This window comes from Mucilaginibacter sp. McL0603 (genome assembly GCF_049992945.1).
GTDB lineage: Bacteria > Bacteroidota > Bacteroidia > Sphingobacteriales > Sphingobacteriaceae > Mucilaginibacter.
The window spans coordinates 5,615,822-5,641,550 of the sequence record NZ_CP188251.1; the positions used below are offsets into that span (position 1 = coordinate 5,615,822).

Here is a 25,729-nt window from a genome sequence, read left to right on the forward strand (position 1 = left end):
TTGTTATGCGTGATGGTGAGCGCCCTCACGGATCTCTTCGATCATTTTTTGGTTAAACGCTTCCAGATCTGCCGGAGTGCGGCTGGTTACTAAACCATTATCTACCACTACCTCCTGGTCTATCCAACGTACACCGGCATTTCTCAGGTCAGTTTGTAGCGATGGGTATGATGTCATTGTGCGTCCGCTTATCAGTCCGGTTTCTATTAATAGTTGCGGTCCATGACATATGGCGGCTACTGGTTTACCGTCTTTTAAAAATGAGAATGCAAACGCCACAGCTTCTTTATTTTGTCTCAGCTTGTCCGGGTTCATTACACCGCCCGGCAGTATAAGTGCATCATAATCATTAGGGTTTGCCTCGCTCAACTGCTTATCCACATTAATTTCGATGCCCCACTCCGTTTCATTCCAGGCTTTTATTTTGCCCATTTTGGGTGAGATCACATCCACTTTTGCCCCGGCGGCTTCCAATGCTTGCTTAGGGCTTGTTAATTCTACTTGCTCGAATCCTTCTTCTGTAAGGATAGCTACCTTACGATCATTTAAACTTGCCATAATATCTGTGTTTATTAATTGAAAATTAAATTTCTTTCTATAAACTACGTTTGGCAGGAAGCAAGGTTTTTGATTTTTTCAGAAATATTGCCTTTATACGTATTGCAGGGCATATTTCATAAAGTTGCTGGTAAGGCCGAAGTCTTCGGTTCCTTTGCGACGGATGAAATAGAAATCACGGGTTATTTTTAACCCTTCTATAGGTACTTCTACCAGGTCACCTTCGGCCAGCTGGCGGATGATCGAGGGACGCGGCATGAAGCCCAGGCATTGGTCGGCCAGTAAGAAATTCTTTAAGGCCTCGGTTCCGCCCAGTCTTATTTTAACAGACAAGTCGGCTGGTTTAATATGATGATCAGACAATGCTTTCAACAAGGCGTTTAAAGTACCTGATCCCCGTTCACGCAGTGCAACCGGAGTTTTCAAAAGCTGTTTTATGGTCAGCGATTTACCCGCCAGCGGGCTTTTTGATGAACAAACCGGAATTACCTCATCGCTCATAAATGGGTTATAAGAAACGGTTGTCAGCTTGTTATCTACCTCAATAATACCGATGTCTACTTCGTGGTTCAATAATGCATTCAGGATATATTCCGAGTTACGGTTAACCAGTTGCACATGCACATTAGCATATTCGCGCTGAAAACCGGAAAGTATGGATGGTAAAATGTATAGCGCAATGGTGGTACTGGCGCCAAGCCGCAAATGACCTGCTGCCTGTGACACATTACTTAGAACGGACAGGTCATATTCGATTTTACGCTCAATTTCAGTAGCCTGTAATAAATATTCATTCAGGCGTTTGCCAGCTTCGGTTAACAGAATACTATTTCCCTTGCGTTCAAACAATGGCACTTTATACTGATCTTCTAAAGCCTTTACATGCTTGCTGATGGCGGGCTGTGTTACAAACAACACCTGAGCCGCCTTTGAGAAACTCAAATTGGCAGCTACTTCCATAAAAACACGGTGAGCAAATGAGATCATTTTTTCAGATTGTCATTGCGAGCGAGAGCGTGGCAATCGCAGACTGTGCATGTCCGCCCTGTATAGTTCGCGATTGCTTCGTCCCTCGCAATGACAAGTTTATTAATTTTTGCGCTAATGTAAGATTATTTAATTCTTCACCCGTTCAAAATATTGACCTGTAAATTTATAAGTTATGAAATTTCCATTCGCCCTTCCATTTTCTAAAACCACAGGTATCTTTAAAATTGTAGATTTTTCGTCGTAACCTATTTCAGCCAATTCTCCAGAACCATCAGAGTTGTCAATATAATTAAACTCAATATTGCTATGCAGTCCAGTTTTGGTTTTAATAAGTTTCACATTGTCATTCAGCGTATCATTTTCAATTGAAAAAACCTGCACACCATGTATATATTCCTGACTGCTCATTTTAGCAGAATAAATAGCAAGATAATATGTCCTTCTATCCCTTTTCAAGGTGTATATCGTATCATAAGCCGTATTAGCCCCTCCAGTTGAATTTGTATTTTGTCCTTTTTTATATTGAATCACATTCTCATAGGCAACTTGTGTGCCGCCCATTCCGGTATCCCAGAAATAAATTCTTAATCTGCCATCTGCTGACCCAATCATTCCTAATCCGGAAAAATCAAAGGATTTAAATGGCTGTGTAAGCGTAAATGGGAAATTAGATGTATAGTACATTAATTTTTTACTGAATTTATCATTTTCTTCCCCAAGTGAATCAGGGTTATATCTGCTTGTATCATTACTATATAAATCTGATCGTCTCCAATAATCAATCTTCTTAAATGATTTTAAAAGATCATCCTCTATCTGCTTAGGTGTTTGAGCAGATAGATCATAACTAATGAAGCACAAAAAACTAAATAGAACCAGGCTTAACGTTTTCATGGTATTAAAGATCTTTATTCGCCTTTTACTTTCTCAAAATACTGGCCATTGAATTTGTAGGTAATGTACGTTTCCGTTGCCCACATATTTTCAGCAATCAGGGGGAATGTTATTGTTTTTGCCTTAGGATCATACTCAAGCGTAATTTCACTCATATTATCTGAATTTGTAAGATGCTGATCGTAGGAATAATACAATTTATTAGTTAGTCCGCTTTTGGTTTTTATGAGCTTTACCTTATCATTTAATCTCCCATTTTCAATAGTAAATATCCTCATCCCTTCTCCCCTTGCATTTAGTGAGAAAATCCCAAAGTAAGTAGCCAGGTAATAGGTTTTGTTGCCCACAATCAATGTGTAAAGTCTATCATATTTGCAAACATAATTATTCCCGTTTCGGGTTGTATCCAATACTATATTGGTTCGCTCTCCCCATTTATATTGAATAACATTTTTAAAAGTGTGCTGTAAACCCCCGAGGTCGGTGTCCCATGAATATATTTTAAAAAGGCCGTCAGACGATGTACAGCTCAATCCTTCCACCGGGAATCTTTCCTCGATTGTGAACGGATACCTTTCGCCATAAAATTTCAATTTTTTATAAAAATTATCATTTGCCCGGGCTAATGAATCGTATACTTCGCCTATACTATCAGTTGATTTTTGCGCGTTCCAACAATCAATTTCCCTAAACGATTGGAGAAGATCATCTTTGATTTTTTTAGGCTTTTGAGCGGACAGGTCAACAGTAATAAAACACAAAAGTGTTAGCAGGAATAGGTTTAGAGGTTTCATGATACAGGTAAAAGTCCGGAAATAAAAATAGGGATAATCAACGATCATCCCTATCAAATTTATTATCCGAATAAAAATTTTACACTTCTGCAGGCTGGCCTATCAAATGATTGGCAACCAGGTACTCTGCTATTTGCACTGCGTTGGTAGCTGCACCTTTACGCAGGTTATCAGATACGATCCAGCAATTCAGTGTATTTGCCTGACTTTCGTCCCTGCGTATACGGCCTACAAATACTTCGTCTTTTTCGTGTGCATCCAAAGGCATCGGGTATTTCAGGTTAGCTACATCATCAACTACCGATACACCGGGCGCTTTTTCCAAAATTGATCTTACTTCTGCCAGATCAAAATCATTTGCAAACTCAATGTTTACAGATTCTGAGTGACCACCGACAACCGGGATACGTACTGTAGTAGCGGTAACTTTGATGCTGTCGTCACCCATGATCTTCTGGGTTTCTTTGATCATCTTCATTTCCTCTTTAGTGTAACCGTTGTCGGTAAATACATCGATATGCGGTAACACGTTCAGGTCGATCTGGTATGGATAAGCTTTTGGGCCGTCAATCCCCTTACGTTCGTTAAATAGCTGGTCAACAGCTTTTACACCGGTACCTGTTACAGATTGGTAAGTTGAAACAACGATCCTTTTGATCTTATATTTATCATGAAGTGGTTTTAAAGCCACTACCATTTGTATGGTTGAACAATTTGGGTTGGCAATAATTTTATCTTCTGCTGTCAGTACATCGGCGTTTACTTCGGGCACTACCAATTTCTTGGTTGGGTCCATGCGCCATGCTGATGAATTATCTACTACAGTTGTCCCGGCTTCGGCAAAAAGAGGCGCCTGTGCCAGTGATGTGCTCCCGCCTGCTGAAAATAAAGCAAGGTCGGGCTTTTGTTTTATCGCATCCTCAACAGAAACCACCTTATACTGCTTACCCTTGAATGTTACTTCTTTACCAACACTCTTTTCTGAAGCTACGGGAATCAATTCTGTTACCGGGAAGTTGCGTTCTTCAAGAATCTGCAACATTTTAGTGCCCACCAATCCTGTGGCACCTACAACTGCGACTTTCATTATAATGATTTGTTTTTGATTTGTAATGAAGCTTCCTTCGGAGGTTTCATTTTTTAAATTATTATGTAATTAATTGAACCCCAAATATCCGATTTTTTTCGCTTTTATTAAACACATCCCACTTCGAATTGTCTGAATCTTAATTTATTGGACCATAGCGAGGCCAAATTTTAATTAATTGTAAAAACAATGCTAATAATTTCAAATTCTATAAATTCACCGGCATCGTCAATTCCTGTTCAGACAAAAAAATCTACCTTTGCGCATTAACTGAATTTACATGAGCGAAAAGATATTAGTGATCGGCGCTAATGGCCAGATAGGGACAGAACTGGTCAACGCTTTAAGGAATATTCACGGCGCCGAGCAGGTTATTGCTTCGGATATCAATAGTCCAATATATGCTATCCGGCACAGTGGGCCGTTTGAGCTTGTGAACGTACTGGATAAAGATAATTTACATCATATTTTTACCAAACATCAGCCTACGCAGGTCTATTTGCTGGCAGCTATTTTATCTGCCGTAGGCGAACAAAAACCAAAAATGGCCTGGGACCTTAATATGACCGGGTTAATACAAGTGTTGGATTATGCTGTTGAGTTTAAAACCAAAAAAGTATTTTGGCCAAGCTCGATAGCCGTTTTCGGACCGCATTCGCCACAGGAAAATACGCCACAATATTGCGTGATGGACCCGAACACGGTTTATGGTTTTAGTAAACTGGCAGGCGAGCGCTGGTGTGAATACTATTATAATAAGTACGGGTTGGATGTAAGGAGCCTCCGTTACCCCGGATTAATAGGCTGGCGGGCAAATCCGGGTGGTGGTACTACAGATTATGCGGTGCATATTTTTCATGAAGCATTGAAAAAAGGCCGTTATGAAAGTTTTCTATCAGCCAATACCGCGTTGCCGATGATGTATATGGATGATGCCATACGTGCTACTATTACGCTGATGGATGCACCACCAGAAAAACTGAGCATACGTTCGTCTTACAACCTGGCAGGTATTAGCTTTACACCGACGCAATTAGCGGATGAAATAAAGAAAACGATCCCCGGGTTTGAGATCAGCTATGCAGCAAGCGACCCACGACAAGCGATAGCCGATAGCTGGCCAAAATCAATCGATGATAGCTATGCACAACAGGATTGGGGTTGGAAATTAGAATATGACCTGGCCCCGATGACAGAAGACATGCTGAAGAATTTGAAAAACGTAATTTGAGGTGAAGGGTGAAAGGATAAAGGCAAAAGGGCTTTATTACGTTAAATAAAAGAAACAAGTATTATATTAGCTGAGTCCATGGACAATAGACCATGGACCATTGACTTTTAAAAAAATGGGAAGAGCATTTGAGTTCCGAAAAGAAAGAAAATTTAAACGCTGGGCCAAAATGGCGGTTCAGTTTACCCGTTTAGGTAAAGAAATTGTAATGGCGGTAAAGGCCGGCGGTGGCGATGTGAATACCAATTCGCGTTTACGGACGGCCGTGCAAAATTCCAAGGCCGTTAACATGCCTAAAGACCGTGTTGAAGCTGCTATTAAAAGGGCCGTGAGCCGTGATGAAAAAGATTACGAAGAAATTGTATATGAGGGCTATGCACCGCATGGCGTAGCCGTATTGGTGGAAACTGCTACTGATAATACCAACCGTACTGTTGCCAATGTACGCAGTTACTTTACTAAAACAGGTGGCGCTTTAGGCAAAACCGGCTCGCTTGATTTTATCTTTACGCGTAAGTCTGTTTTTACTTTTGAACCTGGCGACCGCGACCTGGAAGAACTGGAATTAGAACTGATAGACGCCGGCTTAGAAGATTTGTTTGTTGAAGCTGACGAAACTGGCAATGATATTGCTGTACTTCATACAGCATTTGAGGATTTTGGCAAAATGCAGAAAGCTTTGGAAGAAGCAGGGATCGAAGTGAAATCAGCAAAACTGGAGCGTATTCCGCAATCATTCCATGAAGTGACAGAAGAACAAGTCGCCGATGTAATGAAGCTGATCGACAAACTAGAAGAGGATGACGATGTGCAGGCGGTATACCATAATATGGCGGAGTGAGTTGATTTCGGATTTCGGAAGTCCGATTTCGGAATTGGTTGATTGAGTTGGATTAAGTTATGAGATGAGAATCAGGGGAATCCTTTAATCGTATAAATCAAGGTTCAGACATTATGCCTCTTTTCAGTTCACGTAAGGAAGAAAAAAAAGTAAAGGTCACGTTTTCTAACGGGATACTTTTTGTTGAGAAACCTGATGGAAAAAAACAGGCTTTTCCATTGGAATGGTTCCCTAAACTATTGAATGCGAGCGATGAAGAGCGTGAAGACTGGAAGCAAACTGACAAAGGAATCCACTTCAATAAATTAGATATAGACGTAAGCTATTAGATGGCGTACATAATATAGGAAACGGCAATATCTCATATTTTTCCTTAATTGTAAATCTAAAAAGATGACATTCGAAGAATTTTTTCAGAAGAAAAAGATCAGCCTGGTTTCCCTTGAACAGGGTGAACCCTCTCTTTTTTCTGAATTTAAAGTTCACTTCGAACAGATGGGTGAAAAAAGTTTTGACCACACCAAAAAATACTGGTTCAACAAGTTAAGATTGCGTTTCCCGGCCCCACCGGAAGTTAAGGTTGAAAAAGTAGCGATCGAAAATCCTTTGGCCGAGCAAACGATAAATGAAACTTTATCGGAAACCCCTTCATCAGCCAATGTGGGGTTTAAACCACGTTTTAAAGCAGGGGCAACAAAACCGGCTGAAACAATATCAAATCCCGAACTTATTCCAGAGAAGCCTGTCGAAAATATTGAACAAGTTATTCCTTCACCCGCTATAGGATTCAAGCCTAAGTTTAAAGCAGGAGTTACTAAATCAGCAGAGCCATCACCAAATACAGAACCTGCTCCTTCTGAAACACCGATTGAAAATCCAGAGCAAGCCACGCCAAAACCAGCAATAGGATTTAAACCAAAATTCAAGGCTGGGGTTACAAAGTCAGCTGAGCCTTCAAATACTGAATCTGCACCTTCTGAAACACCGACTGAAAAGCGGGAACAAGAAACTCCCAAACCTGCGCTAGGATTTAAACCGAAATTTAAAGCTGGGGTTACCAAAACCACTCAGCCAGTTCCGGAAAAAACCGAAGAACCAAAGGACGAAACACCTGCTGCAGGTCAGTCTGCCGAAAATACCGAAGCCAAGCCTGCTTACAAGCCCCGCTTCAATATGAAGAATATCAAGCCGAAAGAGGGTGAATAAATCTTTTATATCTTCTTCAATACCTCTTCCAGTTCTGTAAAATTATTAATTGCATACGGTGCATCAACAACTTCACCAAAACCATATTCAGCATAAATAAAAGGCAGGTTATTTTTATTAGCGGCTTCAAAATCTCCCGTAGTATCACCAATATACACAGCATTACGCAACTCATTCCGGGAAATGATCATCTCTATATTTTCGGCTTTCGGTTTGCCGGTTACGCCTATACATTCATAATCAGCGAACAAATTGCCTAGTCGATGCTGGTCAAGAAAATTTTCGATATATCCTGTAAGGCAATTGCTTACAATAAACAGTGGATATTTTTCTGATAATAGTTCCAGTTGATTTTTTACACCCGGATAAAGCTCGCCTCCGAACTTTTTCATATGAAATTTCTCTTCTTTGGCATAAGCCGCTGCCATATCATTGTATTGATCGGGGGGTAAAAAGGTAAAATATCGACTGAAGATATCATCCATCAGTTTCCCGGCAAATGAATGGGCCAACTGTTGAGTGATCACAAAATCCTTTACTCCCTTATTCTCTAAAGCCTTATTCCAGGCCATTGCACATGAGGCCGACGCATCCCAAAGCGTGCCATCAAGGTCGAATATTAATCCGTCTGCTTTCAAAACTAAAAGTGCTTTATAGTTTCAGTGATGTGTGCCAGGTGATGCTTTCCGTGCCAGGCATATATTGCCAGGTTACGTTTAAGCGGCACCGTATCTCCAGATTGGGGGTGTACAAACGTGCGGTTCCATTGCTCTTCGGTAAAATTTTCAAATAAGGCCACCATATGCTGGTGTATTCCTTCCAATAATTTTAAAGACGACTCAATTGGCAAACGATAATCAGGCAATAATGCCCAGTCGGCTTCTTCATATGCTTTTATGGTGGGGTTTTCTTCTGTCAGTGCCCATTTAAAACGAATGATCGAGTTCATATGACTGTCAGCTACGTGGTGTACTACCTGCCGGATAGTCCACCCGCCTGTGCGGTATTGTGTGTCCAATTGTTTTTCGGTCAGACCTATCACCGCATTACGTAATTTACCTGGTAATACTTTGATATCATTTATCCAGCCATTTATCGCATGTTGTGTATAGGACACAGGCGTTTTAAATCTCCCGGTTGGATATCTTAGCTCTTCGTCAGTCATAGTTTAGTTTGATGTGAGTTGATTTAGTCCGCAATTTAACCTATTTTACATTTAATTGCCAAGATCACAATTCTCAAAATTTTAAACAGGCAGGCAAACTGCGATTGTTTTTGTGATAGACAAGCTTTAATATAATTTAGCGTTTACACATTGTTTATTAAAACCGATGATCAGAAAATTATTAACTCCCCTGTTGTTATTTGCTTTTTCATTTGCCCATGCGGAGACCATCAAAACCGATGTATTGGTAATTGGCGGTGGCGCCAGCGGTGTGGCGGCGGCTATACAAGCAGCACGGAGTAAAGTAAAAACATTACTTGTTGAACCCGGCCCCTGGCTTGGCGGCAGCATGACCATGGGCGGTATGTGCGTACTGGATGCTAACCGTAATTTACCATCGGGAATATGGGGGGAATTCCGCCGAAGAGTAACCGATTATTACAGGCCACGATTAGGCTACGATACCACGCATAATTCTATTCTGCGATTTGAACCCTATACTGCGGCGGGAATATTAAAAAAGATGACCGACACGGTAAAAAACCTCACCGTCAAACTAAATACTCCATGGACAGGTATTAAAAAAGACGGAACAGGTTGGGAAGTCACAATCACTGTAAATGGCGAGATATTAAAAGTAGATGCCAAAATTGTGATTGATGGTACAGATACTGGTGAGGTAGCGGCAAAAGCGGGAGCGCAGTTTGACGAGGCAACTGAAAACATTATCTGGATAGCTATTTTGAAAGATTTCGGTCGGAATGCAAATAAAAATATACCCAAACCCGAAGGATATGATCCGGCATTATATGCCTGGCTTAAGGGAAAAGATACCAGGCAAATGTTGAAAGATGCAAGTATACCGAATGATAAATACATGATCAATTGGCTCGGTAGTGACAAGCCAAAACCGGGTACCGGGGATGAACTATATAAAAGTGCAAGGCTGCGTACGCTGGGTTTAGTTTATTATCTGCAAACAGAATCAGGGTATAAAAATTTAGGTTTGGACGATCAATTTGGCACACCTGACCATTTGCCGCCAATGCCTTATGTCATCGAGTGCAAACTAACAAAGGGTGCTGTAAAAATGGTTTTAGATGATATTTATAAACCATACGACCGGGAGTCAAAACTATACCGAACATCAATTGCTGTTGGAGATGCTGTTCCAGCAGGTATTGCAGAAAAACCTTTTCCTGCTTATTCTATTCCTCTAGGTTCAGTGGTTTTAAAGGATGTGGATAACCTATTAATAACTGAGAAAGCCCTTTCGGTAAGCAAAGATGTAAATGCCAGTACAGCAAATCCATCTGTCCAAATGACATTAGGCCAGGGTGTTGGTGCAATAGCCGCCTATTGTGCATTTTTCAAAACCACTACCAGGCACCTCAGCGTAAGAGTAATTCAGGGCGAGATCCTGGATTATAAAGGGTACCTTCTTCCCTTTACGGATATCCCTCAAAAGAGTCACTATTTCAGGGCGATACAACAAGTGTGCGCGACGGGCTTATTGAGGGGTATCCAAAAAACCAACGGCAACAACATCGAGATACATTTTGAACCGGATGATATTGTAAAAACTGAAGAAATACAACCTACCCTGACAGAAATATATACGCGAGGGTTTTTATGGTTCAATAAAGAAAAACCCGGTGCTCAATTCACACTGGGTAACCTGTTATCCCTGATAAGTGATTATACATTGACAGATCCTAAAACTTTGCAGCTATACGTACAAAAATTCTGGGCAACACAATTTGGGTTGACAGGCAGCTTTGATTTGAACCGCCCGGTAACAAGACTTGAATTTGCTGTTTTAGCCAACAGATATCTAAATCCGTTTGCAAAAACGGTTGACCTGAGCGGAAGGATTGTGAACTAAGCAAATTATATATACTGCGGGTGTTTGCAAACACCCGCAGTATATTCTTCAGGCATGTACTGCTTCCTGTTCCGCTACCACATTTTTTGCGCCATTCATGAGCGCCTGGTGCATTTGAACCAATCCGAGTGTCGCTACCTCAATGGCTTCGATCATCCCTATCGTAAAAATTGCTTCAGCAGGAGTAGTGTACCCCTTTCGATAAATGAGCTTTAGAAGATTATCAAAATCATCATGGCTTGCTCTTAGTTGGGCGTAATGTGCTTTCACAGAAGCTACTTTTTTCTCAACATGTGCCCTTTGTTCGGTTTTCATGTGCTACATTTTTTTTGGCCTACTCTATAAGATCCCTTTTCGGCTTATCGGGTGCTTACTCTTTTACCGGTTTTCAGCTTTTCCCTTTTACAGGTTTAGTTTGGCATATAATTATGATAGTTTGAGTTTTTGATAACCAGTTACTTTAAAACATCACTTCTGCTCAGCTTTCTATTTCAGCTCCGGGGCAGCAACGATATTCCTGAGATTTGTCAAGTAAGTCGATCTGACGTTTTAACAGTTGATTTTGTAATTTTTTATTTTCGAGATCAAGTTTTATTGATTCGTGTACATCTTCTTCGCAGATATCACAATCATCCAAACAGCCTTTCACCATAATTCCCGGAGTAGGCAATGCCATAGATGTATGAAAACCATATTGCTTTTTGGCACCGTCAGAAACAGAGCCATCTTTGTTTAACAAACCAACCTGTACAAGCTCGGCCTTCACAATGTCTGTTACTTTTTGTATAACAGCTTGCGGTAAAGGCGGCTGATCCAGGTTAAAAAAACCGGCATTTGCAAACTGGGCTCTTTGGATAACAGTAGCATTATCCTGTACAGCAGCTTTTGGAAAATTTGTAGCCAAAACTTTGGTTGATAAGATACCGACACCATCACTTGATGCAAATGGAGTTGCTGAAATACGGGCGTTATCCAGCTGATTGTTATATACACGGATAGTAATGGCATCTAAGCTGAAATCTACTGTATAGGCCTTATCTATTTGATAAAACAAAAATGTTACCGCATGACAATGATTAGGGTTTTTAAATTCCCGTGATGATGATTCAAACTGATCTTCTGACGATGTTTCAGCGTGGGCACGCGATTGGACTTCACCAATAGAAACACTTGCAGATTTACGTGTGCTCATTGCAGTTTCATTGTGCTTACTTTGTGCATGCTGGTTTAGTTCATTTGCAAACGAAGATGTACCCGAAGCATTAAAGTTGCCGCTCATGTTTGCTTCGCCGCCAAAGCCCAGTATATCAACACCTGCGTCACCATGCCCATCAACATGCGATTTGTTATTATAGCTTGAGTTCTGACTGTCTTTGCTTGTAAAATCAAACATGGAATCGCTCATTTGCTGCGCCTGAAAACTCTCTTCCGAAGCCTGAACGTTACGATTGGCCACATCAGAACTTGTATCAAGTGTAAACTTTGTGCGCCTGTCAGACGTAAATAAACGAACAATTTCCCCGGGCAATAAAGTGTTGGTGTATACAAGGTCACCCTGTAACAAATCGCCAGGACAACGTTTGTAGGTAAATGTAAATTTCACTTCAACTCCAACAGGAAAATTTGCGAACTCACGAAATGCTTCTAATTCGGGCCGGTAATTAAGCCTGTAATTGAAATGCATTATCTCGCAAAGTTGTTTAGGGTCAAGTACGGGGCAGCAGCCTGCCTGATCTTTTGAGGCATTTTTCATTGTTATAAGATTTTTCGCCTACTCTGCAATATCCCTTTTCGGCTTATCGGGCGCTTACTCTTGTATGGGTTTTCGGCTTCCCCCTTGATATTTAAATTTTGCATCCGTTAAATAGTAGGGGCTTTATTTAGTAAAGCTAGGGACATCAAAAAGGGAAACTGCCAGTATTACTACGGGAATTGTAACAGTATTTTTACGTAAATTATTGTCGTTTTTTAACGGTGTGCTTTACAGCGATTTATTTGACAATGGAAAATGCCTGTCGCTGTATTTAAATAGAAGAGATAAGAATTATTTTAAAATCGCATACAGATGCTCATCCATCACCAAGTTGTTTTTGATGACGGCGTTTCGCATTATTCCTTCCTTAACGTATCCTGCTTTTTCGAGCACCCGCATAGAAGCAGGATTTTTACTATAAACACTGGCTTGGATGCGGATAAAATCAAGCTGGGTAAAAGCATAATTAGTTATTAATTTAACTGCTTCGGGCATAATACCCCTACCCCATAGTTCTTCGCTAAGCCAATAGCCTAATATGGCAGTTTTGCGATAAACGTCTTGCCGGGGTTCAAGGCCAATGCCACCTACTACTTCATCATTAATTGTAATGGCAAAATTGACCAACGGGTTTTGGTTGATCAGGTTATTCACCCAAAGTATGGCATCGTCCATAGTATATGGCGACGGAAACCTGTCCATCAGGCAGGCAAACACTTTCGGATTATTCGCATTCTTTTGCAAAGAGACCTCATCGCCCTTTTTCCATCTGCGAATAATAAAACCATTGCCTTTTAATTCCATACTCTATCTATATAACCGCTAAAATACTATTATTATCTATTTGCTAAATTGCACGGCTCAATAATAAAACATGAAGAAATTATTTACGCTGATCCTGATCAGTGCCTGCGCCAATGCCTTTGCTCAAAAACTGGAAAAGCTGACTGTTGAAAAGATCATGCGCGATCCGAAATGGATTGGTACCTCGCCATCAAATATTCGTTGGAGCGATGATAGCAAAAAGGTCTATTTCAACTGGAATCCAGAAAAGGTTGACCTGAATGAACTGTACAGCATCACTCCTAATGATACCAAGCCGCAGAAGGTAAGTTTGGATGAACGAAAGGCATTGTCATCAGCAAACGGCAGCTGGAATAAAAAACATACCATCAAACTTTTCGAAAAAAACGGGGATATTTTTCTTTCTGATATCATTAAAGGAAAGATCATACAATTAACCAGCACAGTTGAACGGGAAAGCAACCCGGTTTTTAGTGGTGATGAAAGTCGCGTGTTATTTATTCGCAACGATAACTTGTATGCGATACAGCTAAATAGCGGTGAGTTGGTACAGCTAACAAATTTTGTGCGTTCAGGTTCGCAGGCACAAGCATCTTCTGGTAGAAAAGGCCGTCAAAATAATGATGCCAAAACCAGTGATGGTTCAGCTAACACACAGGAAAAATGGCTGATGGACCAGCAGCTGGAACTGTTCGACATAATAAAAGAAAAAGATAAGACCGACAAGCTGAATGCTGCTGACCGCAAAGCCCTTCAGCCTGAAAAATTGAAGGAGATCAATGTAGATGATAAACGCATCAGAGGTTTAGAATTGAGTCCAGACGGACATTACATCACTTATCGTCTGGTTACTTTGCCTAAAGATGAAAAGTTGACCATCGTTCCTGATTACGTTACGGCATCAGGTTTTACTGAAGATATACCCAACAGGGAAAAAGTTGGCGGTCCGCAGGAAGTTTCGGAGACTTATATTTTTGACAAGCAGCAGGATACCGTTTATAGTATTTCGACCAAAGATATACCTGGCATAAAAGATCTGCCTGATTATGTAAAAGATTACCCAAAAGAACTAGAAGCACGCACTAAAAAGAATGAGGACCGGAAAATAGATATCAACGGCCCATACTGGAGTGAAGATGGTAGAAATGCAGTGGTTGTGATCAATGCGCAGGATAACAAAGACCGCTGGATCATGAAACTTAACCCGGAAAATGGACAACTTAGTCCGCTTGATCGTGAGCGCAACGAGGCCTGGGTAGGTGGGCCAGGCACAGATAATTTAGGCTGGATCGATAATACTCATTTTTACTATCAAAGCGAGGCAAGTGGTTATTCACATATTTACCTGGTCGATGTAACCACAGGGGACAAAAAGCAACTGACTACCGGAAAATGGGAAGTACAAACCTTGGAGCTATCAAAGGATAAAAAGACATTTTACTTCACTGCCAACATAGAGCATCCAGGCATTACTCAGTTTTACCGCATACCAGTAACTGGTGGTGAACCTGTTAAATTGACGTCGATGAAAGGTGGTACTGAGATAACTCTTTCGCCTGATGAAAAATGGCTGGCTATCCGTTATTCTTATACCAATAAACCATGGGAGCTATACCTGCAGCCTAATAAACCGGGTGCAAAGACTGTACAGATCACCAATTCTGTCAGCGAAGAATATAATTCTTACCCATGGCGCGCGCCGGAGATTATCACATTTAAAAACCGATATGGCAGTGATGTTTATGCACGGGTTTATGAACCTAAAAATCCTGATCCCGCAAAACCGGCTGTGGTGTTTGTGCATGGTGCAGGCTATTTGCAAAACGTCACTTACTCATGGAGCTATTATTTCAGGGAGTTTATGTTTAATAATATGCTCGCTGATAACGGTTACTATGTAATGGATATTGATTACACAGCCAGTGCAGGTTACGGGCGCGACTGGCGTACAGGTATATATCGTCATATGGGCGGCAAGGATCTGAGCGATCAGGTGGACGGGGTAAAATACCTGGTTTCTAAATACGGTGTCAATCCAAAGCATGTGGGCATGTATGGCGGTTCGTACGGTGGATTTATGACACTGATGGCTTTGTTTACAGAGCCCGATGTATTTACTTCGGGTGCGGCTATACGTTCGGTAACTGATTGGGCGCATTACAATCATGAATATACCGATGAGATATTGAACGAGCCTTACAATGATGAGAAGGCCTACAGGCAAAGCTCGCCTATCTATTTTGCCAATGGCTTAAAAGGTAATTTGCTGATGCTGCATGGCATGGTAGATCAGAATGTGAATTTCCAGGATATTATAAGACTTACTCAAAAGTTGATAGAGTTGCATAAAGACAATTGGTGGCTTGCCCCCTATCCCGTAGAAGATCATGCGTTTGAAGAACCAAGCAGTTGGGCCGATGAGTATAAACGGATATTTAAGCTGTTTGAGGAAACGTTGAAGAAATAAATTCTCCGTGTAAGCAAAAGTGATTTCGAATCTTTATTCGAAATCACTTTTATTAATTATGATTAGGCCAACGTTACTACGGCCCATAATGCAACTCCTGAGATCAACACCCAAAGCATCACTCCCTGGAATAAAGGAACAATGCCTACAGATTTTAATACTTTAAAAGACAGGCTTGAGCCGATAAGGAAAAGTGTAAGTGTAAGGCCTGTTTTGGCGATGCTTGTGATATAAGGTACAATGGGTTTTATAAAAGGTACATAGGTATTTACCAGCATGGCTACTATAAACAATCCGATGAAATAAGGAATGCTTATTTTCTTGCTACCCGTTTTAAATGCCAGGGTGGTAATAAATGCAACTGGGATTATCCACAGTGCACGCGCCAATTTAACTGTGGTGGCCACTTGCAGGGCCTGTGCTCCATAGTGTGAAGCTGCTCCTACTACAGAACTGGTATCATGTATTGCAATAGCGCACCACAAGCCAAACTGTGTTTGCGATAAATGCAGCCCATGACCAATAACCGGGAAAATAAATAAAGCGATTGAGTTAAGGATGAATATAACACCCATTGCAACGGAAATTTGCTTCTCCTCCGCTTTTATAACGGGCGATAAAGCCGCTATTGCGCTTCCGCCACAGATAGCGGTACCGGCAGATATCAGGAAAGAAGTTCGCTTATCAACCTTAAGGTAACGGCCTGCAATGATGCCGACTGTTAATACGGTTATGATTGATGCTACTGTAAATAAAATTCCCTGGCGGCCTGCCTGTATGGCGCTGAAAATGTTCATCCCGAATCCTAAGCCGACAACGGATATTTTTAACAGCCAGTTGATTGCTTTATGATTGAGGTGTGAAAAGGGATTCTCAACTAATTGCGCCAATATCAACCCAAGTAATAATGCTATGGGTGGCGACATGATTGGGAAAAGACAAAATAGTAGTGCCAGTATGAAAATTATTTTCCTGGCAGTATCATTTAAATGTAATACTTGTTTGTGGTTTTTGAGCCCTGCTGCGTCCATCTCTTTTATGTTTTAACAGCACAAAAGTGGGCAGCAATTGGTCGCGGGTCAAATCGTAAATATTAATCACCCATTACTTAAAGTTATGAATAGTGCTGGGTAAAATGAAAAAACAGATCGGCCAAGCCGGTTATTTTTCCTTGTAAGCTGATCAGATAAAAGCTGCGTTCGATGGATAGGTTTTCTACATCAATAATTTTAAGCTCGCCCCTTTTAACTTCGTCAACAATGGCGTGGACAGATAGAAAAGCCATAGAAGGGGAATTTAAAAGATAGGATTTGATGCTCTCCGTATTCCCCAAGCGGATCTCGACAATTAATTCGGAGTGGTTAATTCCCGCATTCTTTAATGCATGATCAATTACTTCCAATGTACCTGAACCTTGTTCGCGGAGCACAAAGCGGATATTTTTTAACTCATCAGGCTTTAATAAATTTCTGTTTGCCAAAGGATGCTTGCTGCTGCAAACCAACACGATCTCATCCTTCAAAAACTCATGATAACTGATCTCCGGGTTTTTTGAATAGCCCTCGATGATACCAATCTCTATTTCTTTGTCAAGCAAAGCTTTTTCAACCTGGGTGGTATTGCCCGTAATCAGGCTCAATTGTACATCCGGAAATTTAGTTCTGAATTTCGCTAAAAGCGGCGCAACAATGTATTGAGCAATGGTGGTACTTGCCCCAATTCGTAATAAACCTTCTTTACGTTTACTGAGTGCGTTGATCTCGTAGGCCACATTTCTGTAAAGCTCAAATACTTTTTCAGCATGATGGAGCAGCAACTCACCGGCATCGGTCAGCACGATACGATTGCCCTTGCGTTCAAATAGTTTGGCTTTATACTGTTCTTCGAGTTCGTGAATATGCTTGGTTACTGCCGGCTGGGTAATGAATAATTCTGCTGCAGCTTTGGTAAAACTCAGCCTTTTGGCAACAGTATAAAAAACTTCAAGCCTGAAATCGGACATTAGGCTAATATAAGACTATTAGTATTGTTCCAGTGCAGCTTTCACCTCTTCCATCAGCCACATTGGGGTTGAGGTGGCACCGGCTATGCCTACTTTGTCGTTCGGTGCAAACATGGATATATCCAACTCATCAGAAGACGAGATAAAATAGGTATTGGGATTGTGTTTGCGGCAAACCTCGAACAATACCTTACCATTGGACGATTTGCGCCCGGATACAAAAACGATCTTGTCAAACTTAGCTACAAAAGCAGGCAGGTCTTTATCACGGTTGGATACCTGGCGGCAAATGGTGTCATTGGCCTTTATTTCGTAACCACGGGCTATCAACTCATTTTTGATGCTGTAGAATTTCTCGGTGCTTTTGGTAGTCTGGCTGTATAGGGTGATCTTTTGCGGCAATTCGGCATTATCCAGTTCTGCAATATCCTGGAAAACTAATGCTTCGTTATTGGTTTGTCCGCTCAGTCCGATCACTTCCGCATGGCCATGCTTACCAAATATTAATATCTTCTCGTTACTATCGTGAGATGTCTTGATGCGGTTTTGCAGTTTCAATACCACCGGGCATGAGGCATCGATCAGCATGATGTTATTTTCCAGGGCTAAACGGTAGGTTTCGGGTGCCTCGCCATGCGCACGGATCAGCACTTTTTCGTTATGCAGATCCTTTAACTGGTCATGTTCTATAATGCGTAATCCTTTGGATTTTAAGCGCTCTACTTCCTCATCGTTATGTACAATGTCGCCCAGGCAATACAAGTAACCATCTTCGGCCAGTATTTCTTCGGCCATGTCAATAGCATACACAACGCCAAAGCAAAAGCCCGAATCCTGGTCAATGGTAACCTTTAATTGATAATCGCCCATAACGAATGCAAATTTACGGCAAAAATTGTTAAAACACGATTTTGCGATTTATCGAATTATTATGATAAATGGCACATAGCGAGTAGATATAAAAGTCCGAAGAAAATAAATTCTGTTAGCAGCAGTACAGGGGCTACAATACTTTGCTTTTTGAAACGGAACAACTCAAATACCAGCAGCATAAAAGCGCTCGCAAAAAACCAGCAGATATAATTCTTTACAGGAATAACATCATTGGCCCAACGCCAGTAATCCAAATGTATCGCCATTAATTCTATCAGCACATCTAATAATACCAATAACAACGCACCAGTTATTATCCGGAAAAACATGCTTTTTAATCGGCTGCGGTCCATCAGCACTCCGGTAGAATAGGTCAGCAAAAACCAATTGAAGCCGATAATCAATGGCACGCCCAACAATTGAAGCCCTAAAGTTTTACCATAGTGGTAATCCCCGAACAACCAATGTTTGTGAACGCCTATCCATTCGGCAGTAAATCCTAAAACGAACACCACTAATACAAAAAACAAAAAGCGGCCGTCAAAATGGTTATGATTTAACACAACCACTGCCAGCATCAGTAATAAATGAAAAGGGACTATATAAAGGAATAATAAGCGCGTAGCCAGTATACTTAGGCCGATAAGCCCAACAATGTGAAACAAAATAATGATAGAAACGGATATTTTACTTTTTGCGGATTCCTCTTTCAGAAGGTTGTGGGATCTCATATTTTCCTGCCTTTCCATTCGGTAGTTTTAGTTAGATATTTTTGGATGGCTGAAAAAGCGATCAATACCAGGCTGAACATTTGCAGCGGATGCAATATAACGTTTATAAAAGCATTCTGGCCGGATTCCAATGAGATCATAATGCGCGTCAGAATGATCAGGCCGATCATCATCGCTATCAGTTGGAGATTTAAGGTGATCATCACCATCATTGGGCCACCAATTAATAGTATGAGAAAAATGAGGAAGCTGAAGACATTATAATTAAAGGCGGCCAAAAAATTCTTGCCAAAACCATTTATCGCTTCACCGTAACTAGTATACATCCGGCAGGTGATCATTCCGTTAGCCAATAAACTTTCGCCGTTAAAGCCTGCAATTTTTACCTGTTTCATGATCTCCACATCTTCTACTATCTTGTCCATTGCACTTTTATGCCATTCGTATTGCCGGTAAACCTCAGTATTAAATAACATAAACTGGCCGCTGGCTGCTGCCACACTTGCATTTTTGGAGAGATATACCAATCGCAAAGGCAAAAGATTTAAAAGGATGTAATGCATTAGTGGAACGGTTACCCTTTCGCCAATGGTTATCATTTTCTGGTTAGTGAAGAGGCTCAACAAAGCCAGGTTCCGAAAATGCATGCGGTGTACGGCGCTGTTGATCAGGCCATCAGAAACCTGTTCATCTGCATCGAGGAATAATAAGAACTCGCCCTTTGCCTGCCTGGCTAACTGGTGACAGGCGTAATTTTTACCCAGCCATTGCCCGGTTAATTCCTTGCCTTTTATCACTCTAAAATTAGAATGCTTTGCGGCAAATTCGGCGCAAATGGCATAGGTTTGGTCAGACGAGTCATCGTCAAGAATGATCACTTCATAATCCTTGTAATCCTGTTGGTATATGGATGTTAGTAACGTTAAAATATTTTCTTCCTCGTTGCGGGCAGGGATCAGAATGGATACCAGGTTGGTATATGATTTGTTTACCCGGCGAAGTTTGGGGTCCGAAATAAAATTAAAAATCGTTACGGCAAAGCGCAGGATAATAAAAAAGAAAGTGGCGTAAATGACAATGATCACTTTATATCACAATTTCGGTTTGCTGCAATTTAGTATTCTCATAATGCTTTTGATAGGCATTTTTTAAATCTTCAAAACTCTTACCTGTATATTCTTCCTGTTTAAGATAAACTGTAACGCTCTGTTTTTTGTGCTTAAAGTACTGTATAAATGTTGTGGCAAACAATAACTGGAAATTCTCTTCCGCTTTTTGTATCACCTTCATAATGCCCTTTTCAAAATTTATTTCATTCACAAAATTAGAGTACAATTTCCCTTGTGGAAATATCAACACCAGGTTTTGCGGATCATCCAATAGTTTTGCGGCATAGTCTAATGACTCCAACATCTCCTTTGATTTTTTATTGATCGAAAATGCGCCTCCGTATTTAACATATTTTAAATGCAACGTGGTGTCCTCGCGCACCATTACGTGAAACGTCTTTTTTAAAACTTTCTGATTGATAATGTATAATATCAGCGAATCCCAAAAACTAAAATGATTCGCTATCAATAAAACCGATTTATTAGGGTCAATTTCAATTTGGTTATTTATAATTTCATGAAAATGACAGCTAACTATCCAGCGGGTATAATTGTGTAAAATCCAGCGGATAAATACGTTATTTTGATTGCGGATCATTTAAGCAAGTTAATCAATGTTCCGCATTAACCTGATCTTTCAAGGCCTTTTTATGGTGCGCATTTATCAATGCCTTTACCTTGTCATAATCAAAATTGCGGTTGGTACCACAATCTAAAAGGTGAAAATATACTGATGGCTTAAGGCTCTCAAAGTATTCAACAAATGCCGAGTAATAAATGATCTGGCAATCGCCTTTGATCTTCTTTACAATATAATCTATTCCACGTTCAATATTGATCTCCTCAATATGATTGGATTCCAGTGCACCTTGCGGAAAAACTGCAACTAAATTTTGAGGATCGTCCAATAACGCAGCGGTATATTGCAATGATTTTATCACCTCTTTGGACTTCCGATTAATAGAAAATCCACCTAAAAGATTAAAGAACATCCTCTTTTTGATATGGTCTTCCTGCATCATGATATGGAAATCGCGATGAAGATAAGTATGCGTTAAATGCCCGGCAAAAAAACCATCCCACCAGCTAAAGTGATTACACAAAAGCAATACAGAGTGGCCTGGTAAAATATTGACTTCGTTATGCTTTAAAACTTTAAATGCTTTGCGCAGCCTGTAAGCCAGGTAAGGGGCAAACAGTTTTTTAACCAATTGATTGCTGCGCTGAGGTATCATTCAGACAAATTTACTAAATACTCATCCAATGCCGGCACTACCAGCCAATGGCCTAATGGAACTTCATGCACTTTGGCATTTTCCAGTTGACCGATGAATGGCACAGCTGCCGATTTAGGGAATAATTTATCATCCCGCCCAAAAATCAAAGTGCATTTTATTTTATGCTGATTAATAAGTTTGGCTACTTTAATAGTATCTGGTTTAAGTTGCCGTATCAGGTTCAAGGTATAATACACATCAAGCCTCTTCTTTTTTGTATCAACCTCATTATAGGCGATGGTATACAGGTTATCATCAATAAAGCGTGTCCTTTTTAGATTTCTTAACAAAGCCGGAGTAATCCATTTACTTTTAGTAGCCCGGTTGAAAAAATATTTTCCCAAAGGCTGATCTGTTAGAAAATGGAAACCTTTATACACCGACAATCCATCTGGCGCCATTAAAATAATTTCATCTATCAGGTCGGGATATTCTTCAACTAATATCAGTGCCAGTTTAGCGCCTATGGAATAAGCCATTAATGATACTTTCTGTTTGCCATAGATTTTAAACCATTCATCTAAGTAAGCCTTAACCGTGGCCTTGGGCATACCATAAAGGATTTGCTTTTCGTCCCAACCTTCTAATTCACTTTCGCCATGGAAAAAATGGTCAAAGCCGTAAACATGGTATCGGGATAAAACAGAGTTTTTTAGAACATGGAATTGTTTGCCGGTCATGCCGTACCCATGGAAAGCAAGCATAGGTTTATCGCCGCTGCCATATTCATGATAATGTATCTTACCTAAGCCCGGAATCTGCAAAAAGCCCATAGCAGGCAATATTAAGGATAATGGGTAAGATTGAAAATAAATGAATAAAAAAGGATTGATTATTTGTCGCTGGCTCGTTTTGGCTGAAGCCACTTAGAGCTTTTATTTGTCCGTCCCATAAATGGGACGGCAATGAATTCTAAATCGTTTCCGCTGGCTAAAGTCAACAGAAACCTTAAAATGGGGGCAGCAATGAATTTCTAAATCATTTCGGCTGGCTAAAGCCAATGTAAATCATAAATTGGGTGGGAATAATTATAATTTCATTGCCGTTGGCTTTAGTGGCTGTTGCACGACCACCGTTCCACAACTTTTTTAATAAAGTGAGCCTAATTAGAAGTTGATTACCGGATGTTTAGTAAAGATGTCAAATAATCGAGATAAGTAATTATTATCACTTAAAATTAGCTTGTCTGCTTTTGATATGACTTTATTTAGCAATTTTGAAGCCTTGTTCAATTCTTGTAAATCGCTCTTGATTGTGCGTGGCTTATATTTCAGTAGTTTCTTAAGATTATAAGCGGTTGCGGCTATGTTTAAGCATTTATTTGCCTGATCAAGGCCTTTTGAATTCACCTTTTTTATACCCAGATAATTAACAAGTGTACCAATTACCGGTTCAACCGTACTTTGTCTTTTTTTCATCAGCCGGGCAGCTTTTTTGGTTTGCATCCGCAGATGCATCTGGTCATAATAGGGCTTATCAATGGTTGTTTTTATAGCCATATACTTTTTATCGCCTATGCAAATATTTTTAAACGGGCATCCCTGGCAATGTTTCCCGGCAATGACATAACGCTTGTCGTTCTCACTAATCCCGCTAAAGGTTAATGCTTTCCCATTTCTGCATTCATAATAATCATCTTCCGAATGATAGATAAATCCCTCACGTTCAAATTTAAATCTACCAGTGTTAGGTATGTACGCGGTGATACCTATTGCTTGTAATGTTTTTAATGCAGTTCCACTGCTGTAGTTGGTATCAGCTATCACTTCCTGTATCGCAATATCATTCTCTTTCAAATTGCTTGTCAAATAGGTAAGTACAGCTGGCAGGCATTGGCTATCTCGCTTATCAGCTAAAAATACCTTCGCACAAGTGATCATATGAGAAGCTGTATCTACACTTACCTGGCCAAGATAATTCAGAGCCGTTGGCTTACCCGGCTTGACAGACATCTTTGCATCAGGGTCTGACGGGCTATAATGGGTATCATTACCGGGGTTGCTTTCAAGCTTTAGACCTTTATCATCACAGCCTTGTTTTTCTTTAAGCTTTAGAACAGGACTTTCTTTATCTTCATCCTCATTGGCTTTTAGTTCCCGGCCAAAAGTTGTTGCATCTTCCAGTATTTCCTTTTCAACCATGCTGTCCAGTGATGCATTCGCCTTAATAAAGAAACCGTCAACAGCCTGTCTTCTGCCGGATATCATTCCTTTATCAATACATTGCTTCAATACACGTTTAAATACCGCTGTAAATACATGTTCACCATATAATTGCCTGGTTCTGCTTACGGTGCTGTGCCATGGCAGTTCTTCACCCAGATCATAGCCAATGAAATAAAGTATATCCATCCGAAGACGAGAGGCTGAGATAATGCGGCGGTCGCTGTTCAGGTTCTCCAAATAACCTACCAGCATCAGTTTCATAAATACAACCGGATCGATGCTTTTCTGGCCCTCTGTTCCATAATATTCTGCTGTCAACGGATAAATAAACCTAAGGTCCAGTTGTTCTTTTAATCGCCTGTAAAAATTATCAGCAGGCACATAGTCTGATAATTGAAAGTTTACAAAGAGTTTTTCCTGATATGTCTTTTTGCCTTGCATGATACAAAATACTAATAATCAGATATTTAAACAAATCAAGTTTTCAACATCTTAGTCGTGCAACAGCCACTTTAGCCGACGGAAAAGATGCTATTGACCACTGCTGGGGCTTTAGCCAAAATAATTCTCTACCCATGATCTTGAATATAACTCATGATCATTTCTGTAGCCCCTATATGTTCCCTTATATATGCTTTGATCTTTTGGCTGATGGGCTGATACCTAAGTTCGTCTCCCGTTAAATAAACTGCAATTTTCTTAAGCTCACTTTCGTTATGGATACTGAAACCTAATCGTAGTTCTACAAGGTCTCTCGCCTCTTTAAATTTTTCATAGTTAAGACCGAAAATTACGGGCAAACCAAAAGCAGCCGCCTCGAGTGTGTTGTGTATTCCTGCACCAAAACCACCGCCTATATAAGCAATATCTCCATATTGATATAAGGAGGATAGCATACCAATATTATCAATAATTAAAACACTGTAATTTGAGATTTGAGATTTGAGATTTGAGATTTGAGAATACCGAATACTGGAATCAAGAGGCAATTGTTCAATTAATTTGTCGATCTTTTCTTCGCTAATCTCGTGCGGTGCGAAGATAAATTTCCAATGAGGATAATCAGGCACCAGCCTTGCCAGTAGTACTTCATCTTCCGGCCAGGTGCTACCTGCAACAAATACTTTATGTCCCCTGCTGAATTCTTCAATTACCGGGAAAGATTTAGGCTGTTGCGCGTTAATCCAAACCCGGTCAAAACGTGTATCACCACTTACCGATACGTTATCGATATTTATTTTTTGCAGCAGCAGTTTTGAATCCTCATCCTGAACAAAAAAACGGGTTACAAATTTGAGCATTCTGCAATGCAGACCTCCATACCATTGAAAAAACACCTGGTTTGGCCTGAATATGCCCGAAATAATATACAAAGGGATATCCCGCTTATGCAATTCCTTAAAAAAATGGTACCAGTATTCGTACTTGGTAAAAACAGCAACTACCGGATTTATTGCAGCTATCAATTTGCGTGCATTCCGTTTTGTATCCAGCGGCAGGTAATAAACTGCATCGGCAAGCGGAGTATTTTTCCTGATTTCGAAACCTGAAGGCGAAAAAAACGTTATGACTATTTTTAAATCAGGATTTGAAGCTTTATAACTGGTTAATACCGGCAGGCCTTGTTCAAATTCGCCTAACGAGGCAAAATGGAACCAGGCGCTTTTTGTGAATTGTTGATATTCGATTTTTTTCCGGCCATCGAGCCAGAGTTTTGCCTTTTTGTTAAAAAAAGCAGCTATCATTATCAAAAAGAAATAAAACCGTAGGGCTAAGTTATAAAGCAGTAACATTGAGTTTGAAATTCTTACCTTCGCGGGTATAAAAGTAATAACAATAAAAATAAATTACGTATGAAACGATCATGACTACCGCTAAAAAAATTGGATAGTCAATG

The 25,729-nt window shown here is 40.4% G+C and carries 26 protein-coding genes; 6 read left to right on the plus strand and 20 right to left on the minus strand.

The genetic code is table 11. From position 1 onward, the window contains the following. Positions 1-3: 3 nt before the first annotated feature. From ACPPVU_RS25680 to ACPPVU_RS25700, 5 genes are all read right to left on the minus strand, one after another. Positions 4-558, minus strand: a complete 555-nt coding sequence (locus ACPPVU_RS25680) for a type 1 glutamine amidotransferase domain-containing protein (protein ID WP_426669593.1) — start codon at positions 556-558, stop codon at positions 4-6. Positions 559-651: 93 nt separating this feature from the next. Further along, complete coding sequence (locus ACPPVU_RS25685) at positions 652-1,545, minus strand: LysR substrate-binding domain-containing protein (protein WP_426669594.1); 894 nt, start codon at positions 1,543-1,545, stop codon at positions 652-654. 129 nt (positions 1,546-1,674) lie between these two features. Next, positions 1,675-2,442 (minus strand): hypothetical protein, encoded by a 768-nt coding sequence (locus ACPPVU_RS25690; protein WP_426669595.1) that lies wholly within the window; start codon positions 2,440-2,442, stop codon positions 1,675-1,677. A 14-nt stretch (positions 2,443-2,456) separates the two neighbouring features. Next, complete coding sequence (locus ACPPVU_RS25695) at positions 2,457-3,236, minus strand: hypothetical protein (RefSeq protein WP_426669596.1); 780 nt, start codon at positions 3,234-3,236, stop codon at positions 2,457-2,459. A gap of 79 nt (positions 3,237-3,315) precedes the next feature. Continuing rightward, positions 3,316-4,323, minus strand: coding sequence for an aspartate-semialdehyde dehydrogenase (locus tag ACPPVU_RS25700; protein WP_426669597.1), 1,008 nt, complete (start codon positions 4,321-4,323; stop codon positions 3,316-3,318). Positions 4,324-4,603: 280 nt separating this feature from the next. Between ACPPVU_RS25700 and ACPPVU_RS25705 the strand changes: the two genes are divergently transcribed. The 4 genes from ACPPVU_RS25705 to ACPPVU_RS25720 all read left to right on the plus strand — a co-directional run bounded on the left by ACPPVU_RS25705 (position 4,604) and on the right by ACPPVU_RS25720 (position 7,601). Next, complete coding sequence (locus tag ACPPVU_RS25705; protein WP_426669598.1) at positions 4,604-5,554, plus strand: NAD-dependent epimerase/dehydratase family protein; 951 nt, start codon at positions 4,604-4,606, stop codon at positions 5,552-5,554. 115 nt (positions 5,555-5,669) lie between these two features. Next, entirely contained in the window at positions 5,670-6,395 is a 726-nt protein-coding gene (locus ACPPVU_RS25710) for a YebC/PmpR family DNA-binding transcriptional regulator (RefSeq protein ID WP_426669599.1), read from the plus strand. Between the two features lie 113 nt (positions 6,396-6,508). After that, positions 6,509-6,724, plus strand: a complete 216-nt coding sequence (locus ACPPVU_RS25715) for a DUF2442 domain-containing protein (RefSeq protein ID WP_426669600.1) — start codon at positions 6,509-6,511, stop codon at positions 6,722-6,724. Positions 6,725-6,788: 64 nt separating this feature from the next. After that, positions 6,789-7,601, plus strand: coding sequence for a hypothetical protein (locus tag ACPPVU_RS25720; protein ID WP_426669601.1), 813 nt, complete (start codon positions 6,789-6,791; stop codon positions 7,599-7,601). 5 nt (positions 7,602-7,606) lie between these two features. Here the strand turns inward: ACPPVU_RS25720 and ACPPVU_RS25725 are convergent, their stop codons facing one another. Further along, on the minus strand, positions 7,607-8,239 hold the full coding sequence (locus ACPPVU_RS25725; protein ID WP_426669602.1) for an HAD family hydrolase: 633 nt from the start codon (positions 8,237-8,239) through the stop codon (positions 7,607-7,609). Positions 8,240-8,241: 2 nt separating this feature from the next. Further along, complete coding sequence (locus tag ACPPVU_RS25730; protein ID WP_426669603.1) at positions 8,242-8,766, minus strand: YfiT family bacillithiol transferase; 525 nt, start codon at positions 8,764-8,766, stop codon at positions 8,242-8,244. 166 nt (positions 8,767-8,932) lie between these two features. Here ACPPVU_RS25730 and ACPPVU_RS25735 point away from each other — a divergent pair, with 166 nt between their 5' ends. Then, on the plus strand, positions 8,933-10,651 hold the full coding sequence (locus ACPPVU_RS25735) for an FAD-dependent oxidoreductase (protein WP_426669604.1): 1,719 nt from the start codon (positions 8,933-8,935) through the stop codon (positions 10,649-10,651). 48 nt (positions 10,652-10,699) lie between these two features. On the opposite strand, the gene ACPPVU_RS25740 is transcribed toward ACPPVU_RS25735, so the two are convergent. The 3 genes from ACPPVU_RS25740 to ACPPVU_RS25750 all read right to left on the minus strand — a co-directional run bounded on the left by ACPPVU_RS25740 (position 10,700) and on the right by ACPPVU_RS25750 (position 13,208). Continuing rightward, positions 10,700-10,966 (minus strand): hypothetical protein, encoded by a 267-nt coding sequence (locus tag ACPPVU_RS25740; protein WP_426669605.1) that lies wholly within the window; start codon positions 10,964-10,966, stop codon positions 10,700-10,702. A 163-nt stretch (positions 10,967-11,129) separates the two neighbouring features. Continuing rightward, on the minus strand, positions 11,130-12,404 hold the full coding sequence (locus tag ACPPVU_RS25745) for a hypothetical protein (protein ID WP_426669606.1): 1,275 nt from the start codon (positions 12,402-12,404) through the stop codon (positions 11,130-11,132). A 291-nt stretch (positions 12,405-12,695) separates the two neighbouring features. Next, entirely contained in the window at positions 12,696-13,208 is a 513-nt protein-coding gene (locus ACPPVU_RS25750) for a GNAT family N-acetyltransferase (protein ID WP_426669607.1), read from the minus strand. Between the two features lie 70 nt (positions 13,209-13,278). Between ACPPVU_RS25750 and ACPPVU_RS25755 the strand changes: the two genes are divergently transcribed. Beyond that, entirely contained in the window at positions 13,279-15,675 is a 2,397-nt protein-coding gene (locus tag ACPPVU_RS25755; protein ID WP_426669608.1) for a prolyl oligopeptidase family serine peptidase, read from the plus strand. 62 nt (positions 15,676-15,737) lie between these two features. Here the strand turns inward: ACPPVU_RS25755 and ACPPVU_RS25760 are convergent, their stop codons facing one another. From ACPPVU_RS25760 to ACPPVU_RS25805, 10 genes are all read right to left on the minus strand, one after another. Continuing rightward, the gene (locus ACPPVU_RS25760; protein WP_426669609.1) at positions 15,738-16,706 is read right to left on the minus strand and encodes a YeiH family protein; all 969 of its coding nucleotides are present in this window, start codon (positions 16,704-16,706) and stop codon (positions 15,738-15,740) included. Positions 16,707-16,789: 83 nt separating this feature from the next. Next, complete coding sequence (locus ACPPVU_RS25765) at positions 16,790-17,677, minus strand: LysR family transcriptional regulator (protein WP_426669610.1); 888 nt, start codon at positions 17,675-17,677, stop codon at positions 16,790-16,792. An 18-nt stretch (positions 17,678-17,695) separates the two neighbouring features. Next, entirely contained in the window at positions 17,696-18,547 is an 852-nt protein-coding gene (locus tag ACPPVU_RS25770) for a 4-hydroxy-3-methylbut-2-enyl diphosphate reductase (protein ID WP_426669611.1), read from the minus strand. Between the two features lie 59 nt (positions 18,548-18,606). Then, on the minus strand, positions 18,607-19,299 hold the full coding sequence (locus ACPPVU_RS25775) for a carotenoid biosynthesis protein (RefSeq protein ID WP_426669612.1): 693 nt from the start codon (positions 19,297-19,299) through the stop codon (positions 18,607-18,609). Further along, positions 19,278-20,366, minus strand: coding sequence for a glycosyltransferase (locus ACPPVU_RS25780; protein WP_426669613.1), 1,089 nt, complete (start codon positions 20,364-20,366; stop codon positions 19,278-19,280). Before ACPPVU_RS25780 ends, ACPPVU_RS25775 begins: the two co-directional genes overlap by 22 nt. A gap of 1 nt (position 20,367) precedes the next feature. Continuing rightward, positions 20,368-20,988 carry a 1-acyl-sn-glycerol-3-phosphate acyltransferase gene (locus ACPPVU_RS25785; RefSeq protein WP_426669614.1) on the minus strand — a complete coding sequence of 207 codons (621 nt, stop codon included), beginning with the start codon at positions 20,986-20,988 and terminating at the stop codon, positions 20,368-20,370. Between the two features lie 13 nt (positions 20,989-21,001). Further along, complete coding sequence (locus ACPPVU_RS25790) at positions 21,002-21,625, minus strand: lysophospholipid acyltransferase family protein (RefSeq protein WP_426669615.1); 624 nt, start codon at positions 21,623-21,625, stop codon at positions 21,002-21,004. Continuing rightward, positions 21,622-22,440 carry an alpha/beta fold hydrolase gene (locus tag ACPPVU_RS25795; protein ID WP_426669616.1) on the minus strand — a complete coding sequence of 273 codons (819 nt, stop codon included), beginning with the start codon at positions 22,438-22,440 and terminating at the stop codon, positions 21,622-21,624. The genes ACPPVU_RS25790 and ACPPVU_RS25795 overlap by 4 nt, the downstream gene beginning before the upstream one ends. A gap of 333 nt (positions 22,441-22,773) precedes the next feature. Further along, positions 22,774-24,273 (minus strand): IS1182 family transposase, encoded by a 1,500-nt coding sequence (locus ACPPVU_RS25800; RefSeq protein WP_426669617.1) that lies wholly within the window; start codon positions 24,271-24,273, stop codon positions 22,774-22,776. A 128-nt stretch (positions 24,274-24,401) separates the two neighbouring features. Further along, positions 24,402-25,577 carry a 3-deoxy-D-manno-octulosonic acid transferase gene (locus tag ACPPVU_RS25805; protein ID WP_426669618.1) on the minus strand — a complete coding sequence of 392 codons (1,176 nt, stop codon included), beginning with the start codon at positions 25,575-25,577 and terminating at the stop codon, positions 24,402-24,404. Positions 25,578-25,729: the final 152 nt, after the last annotated feature.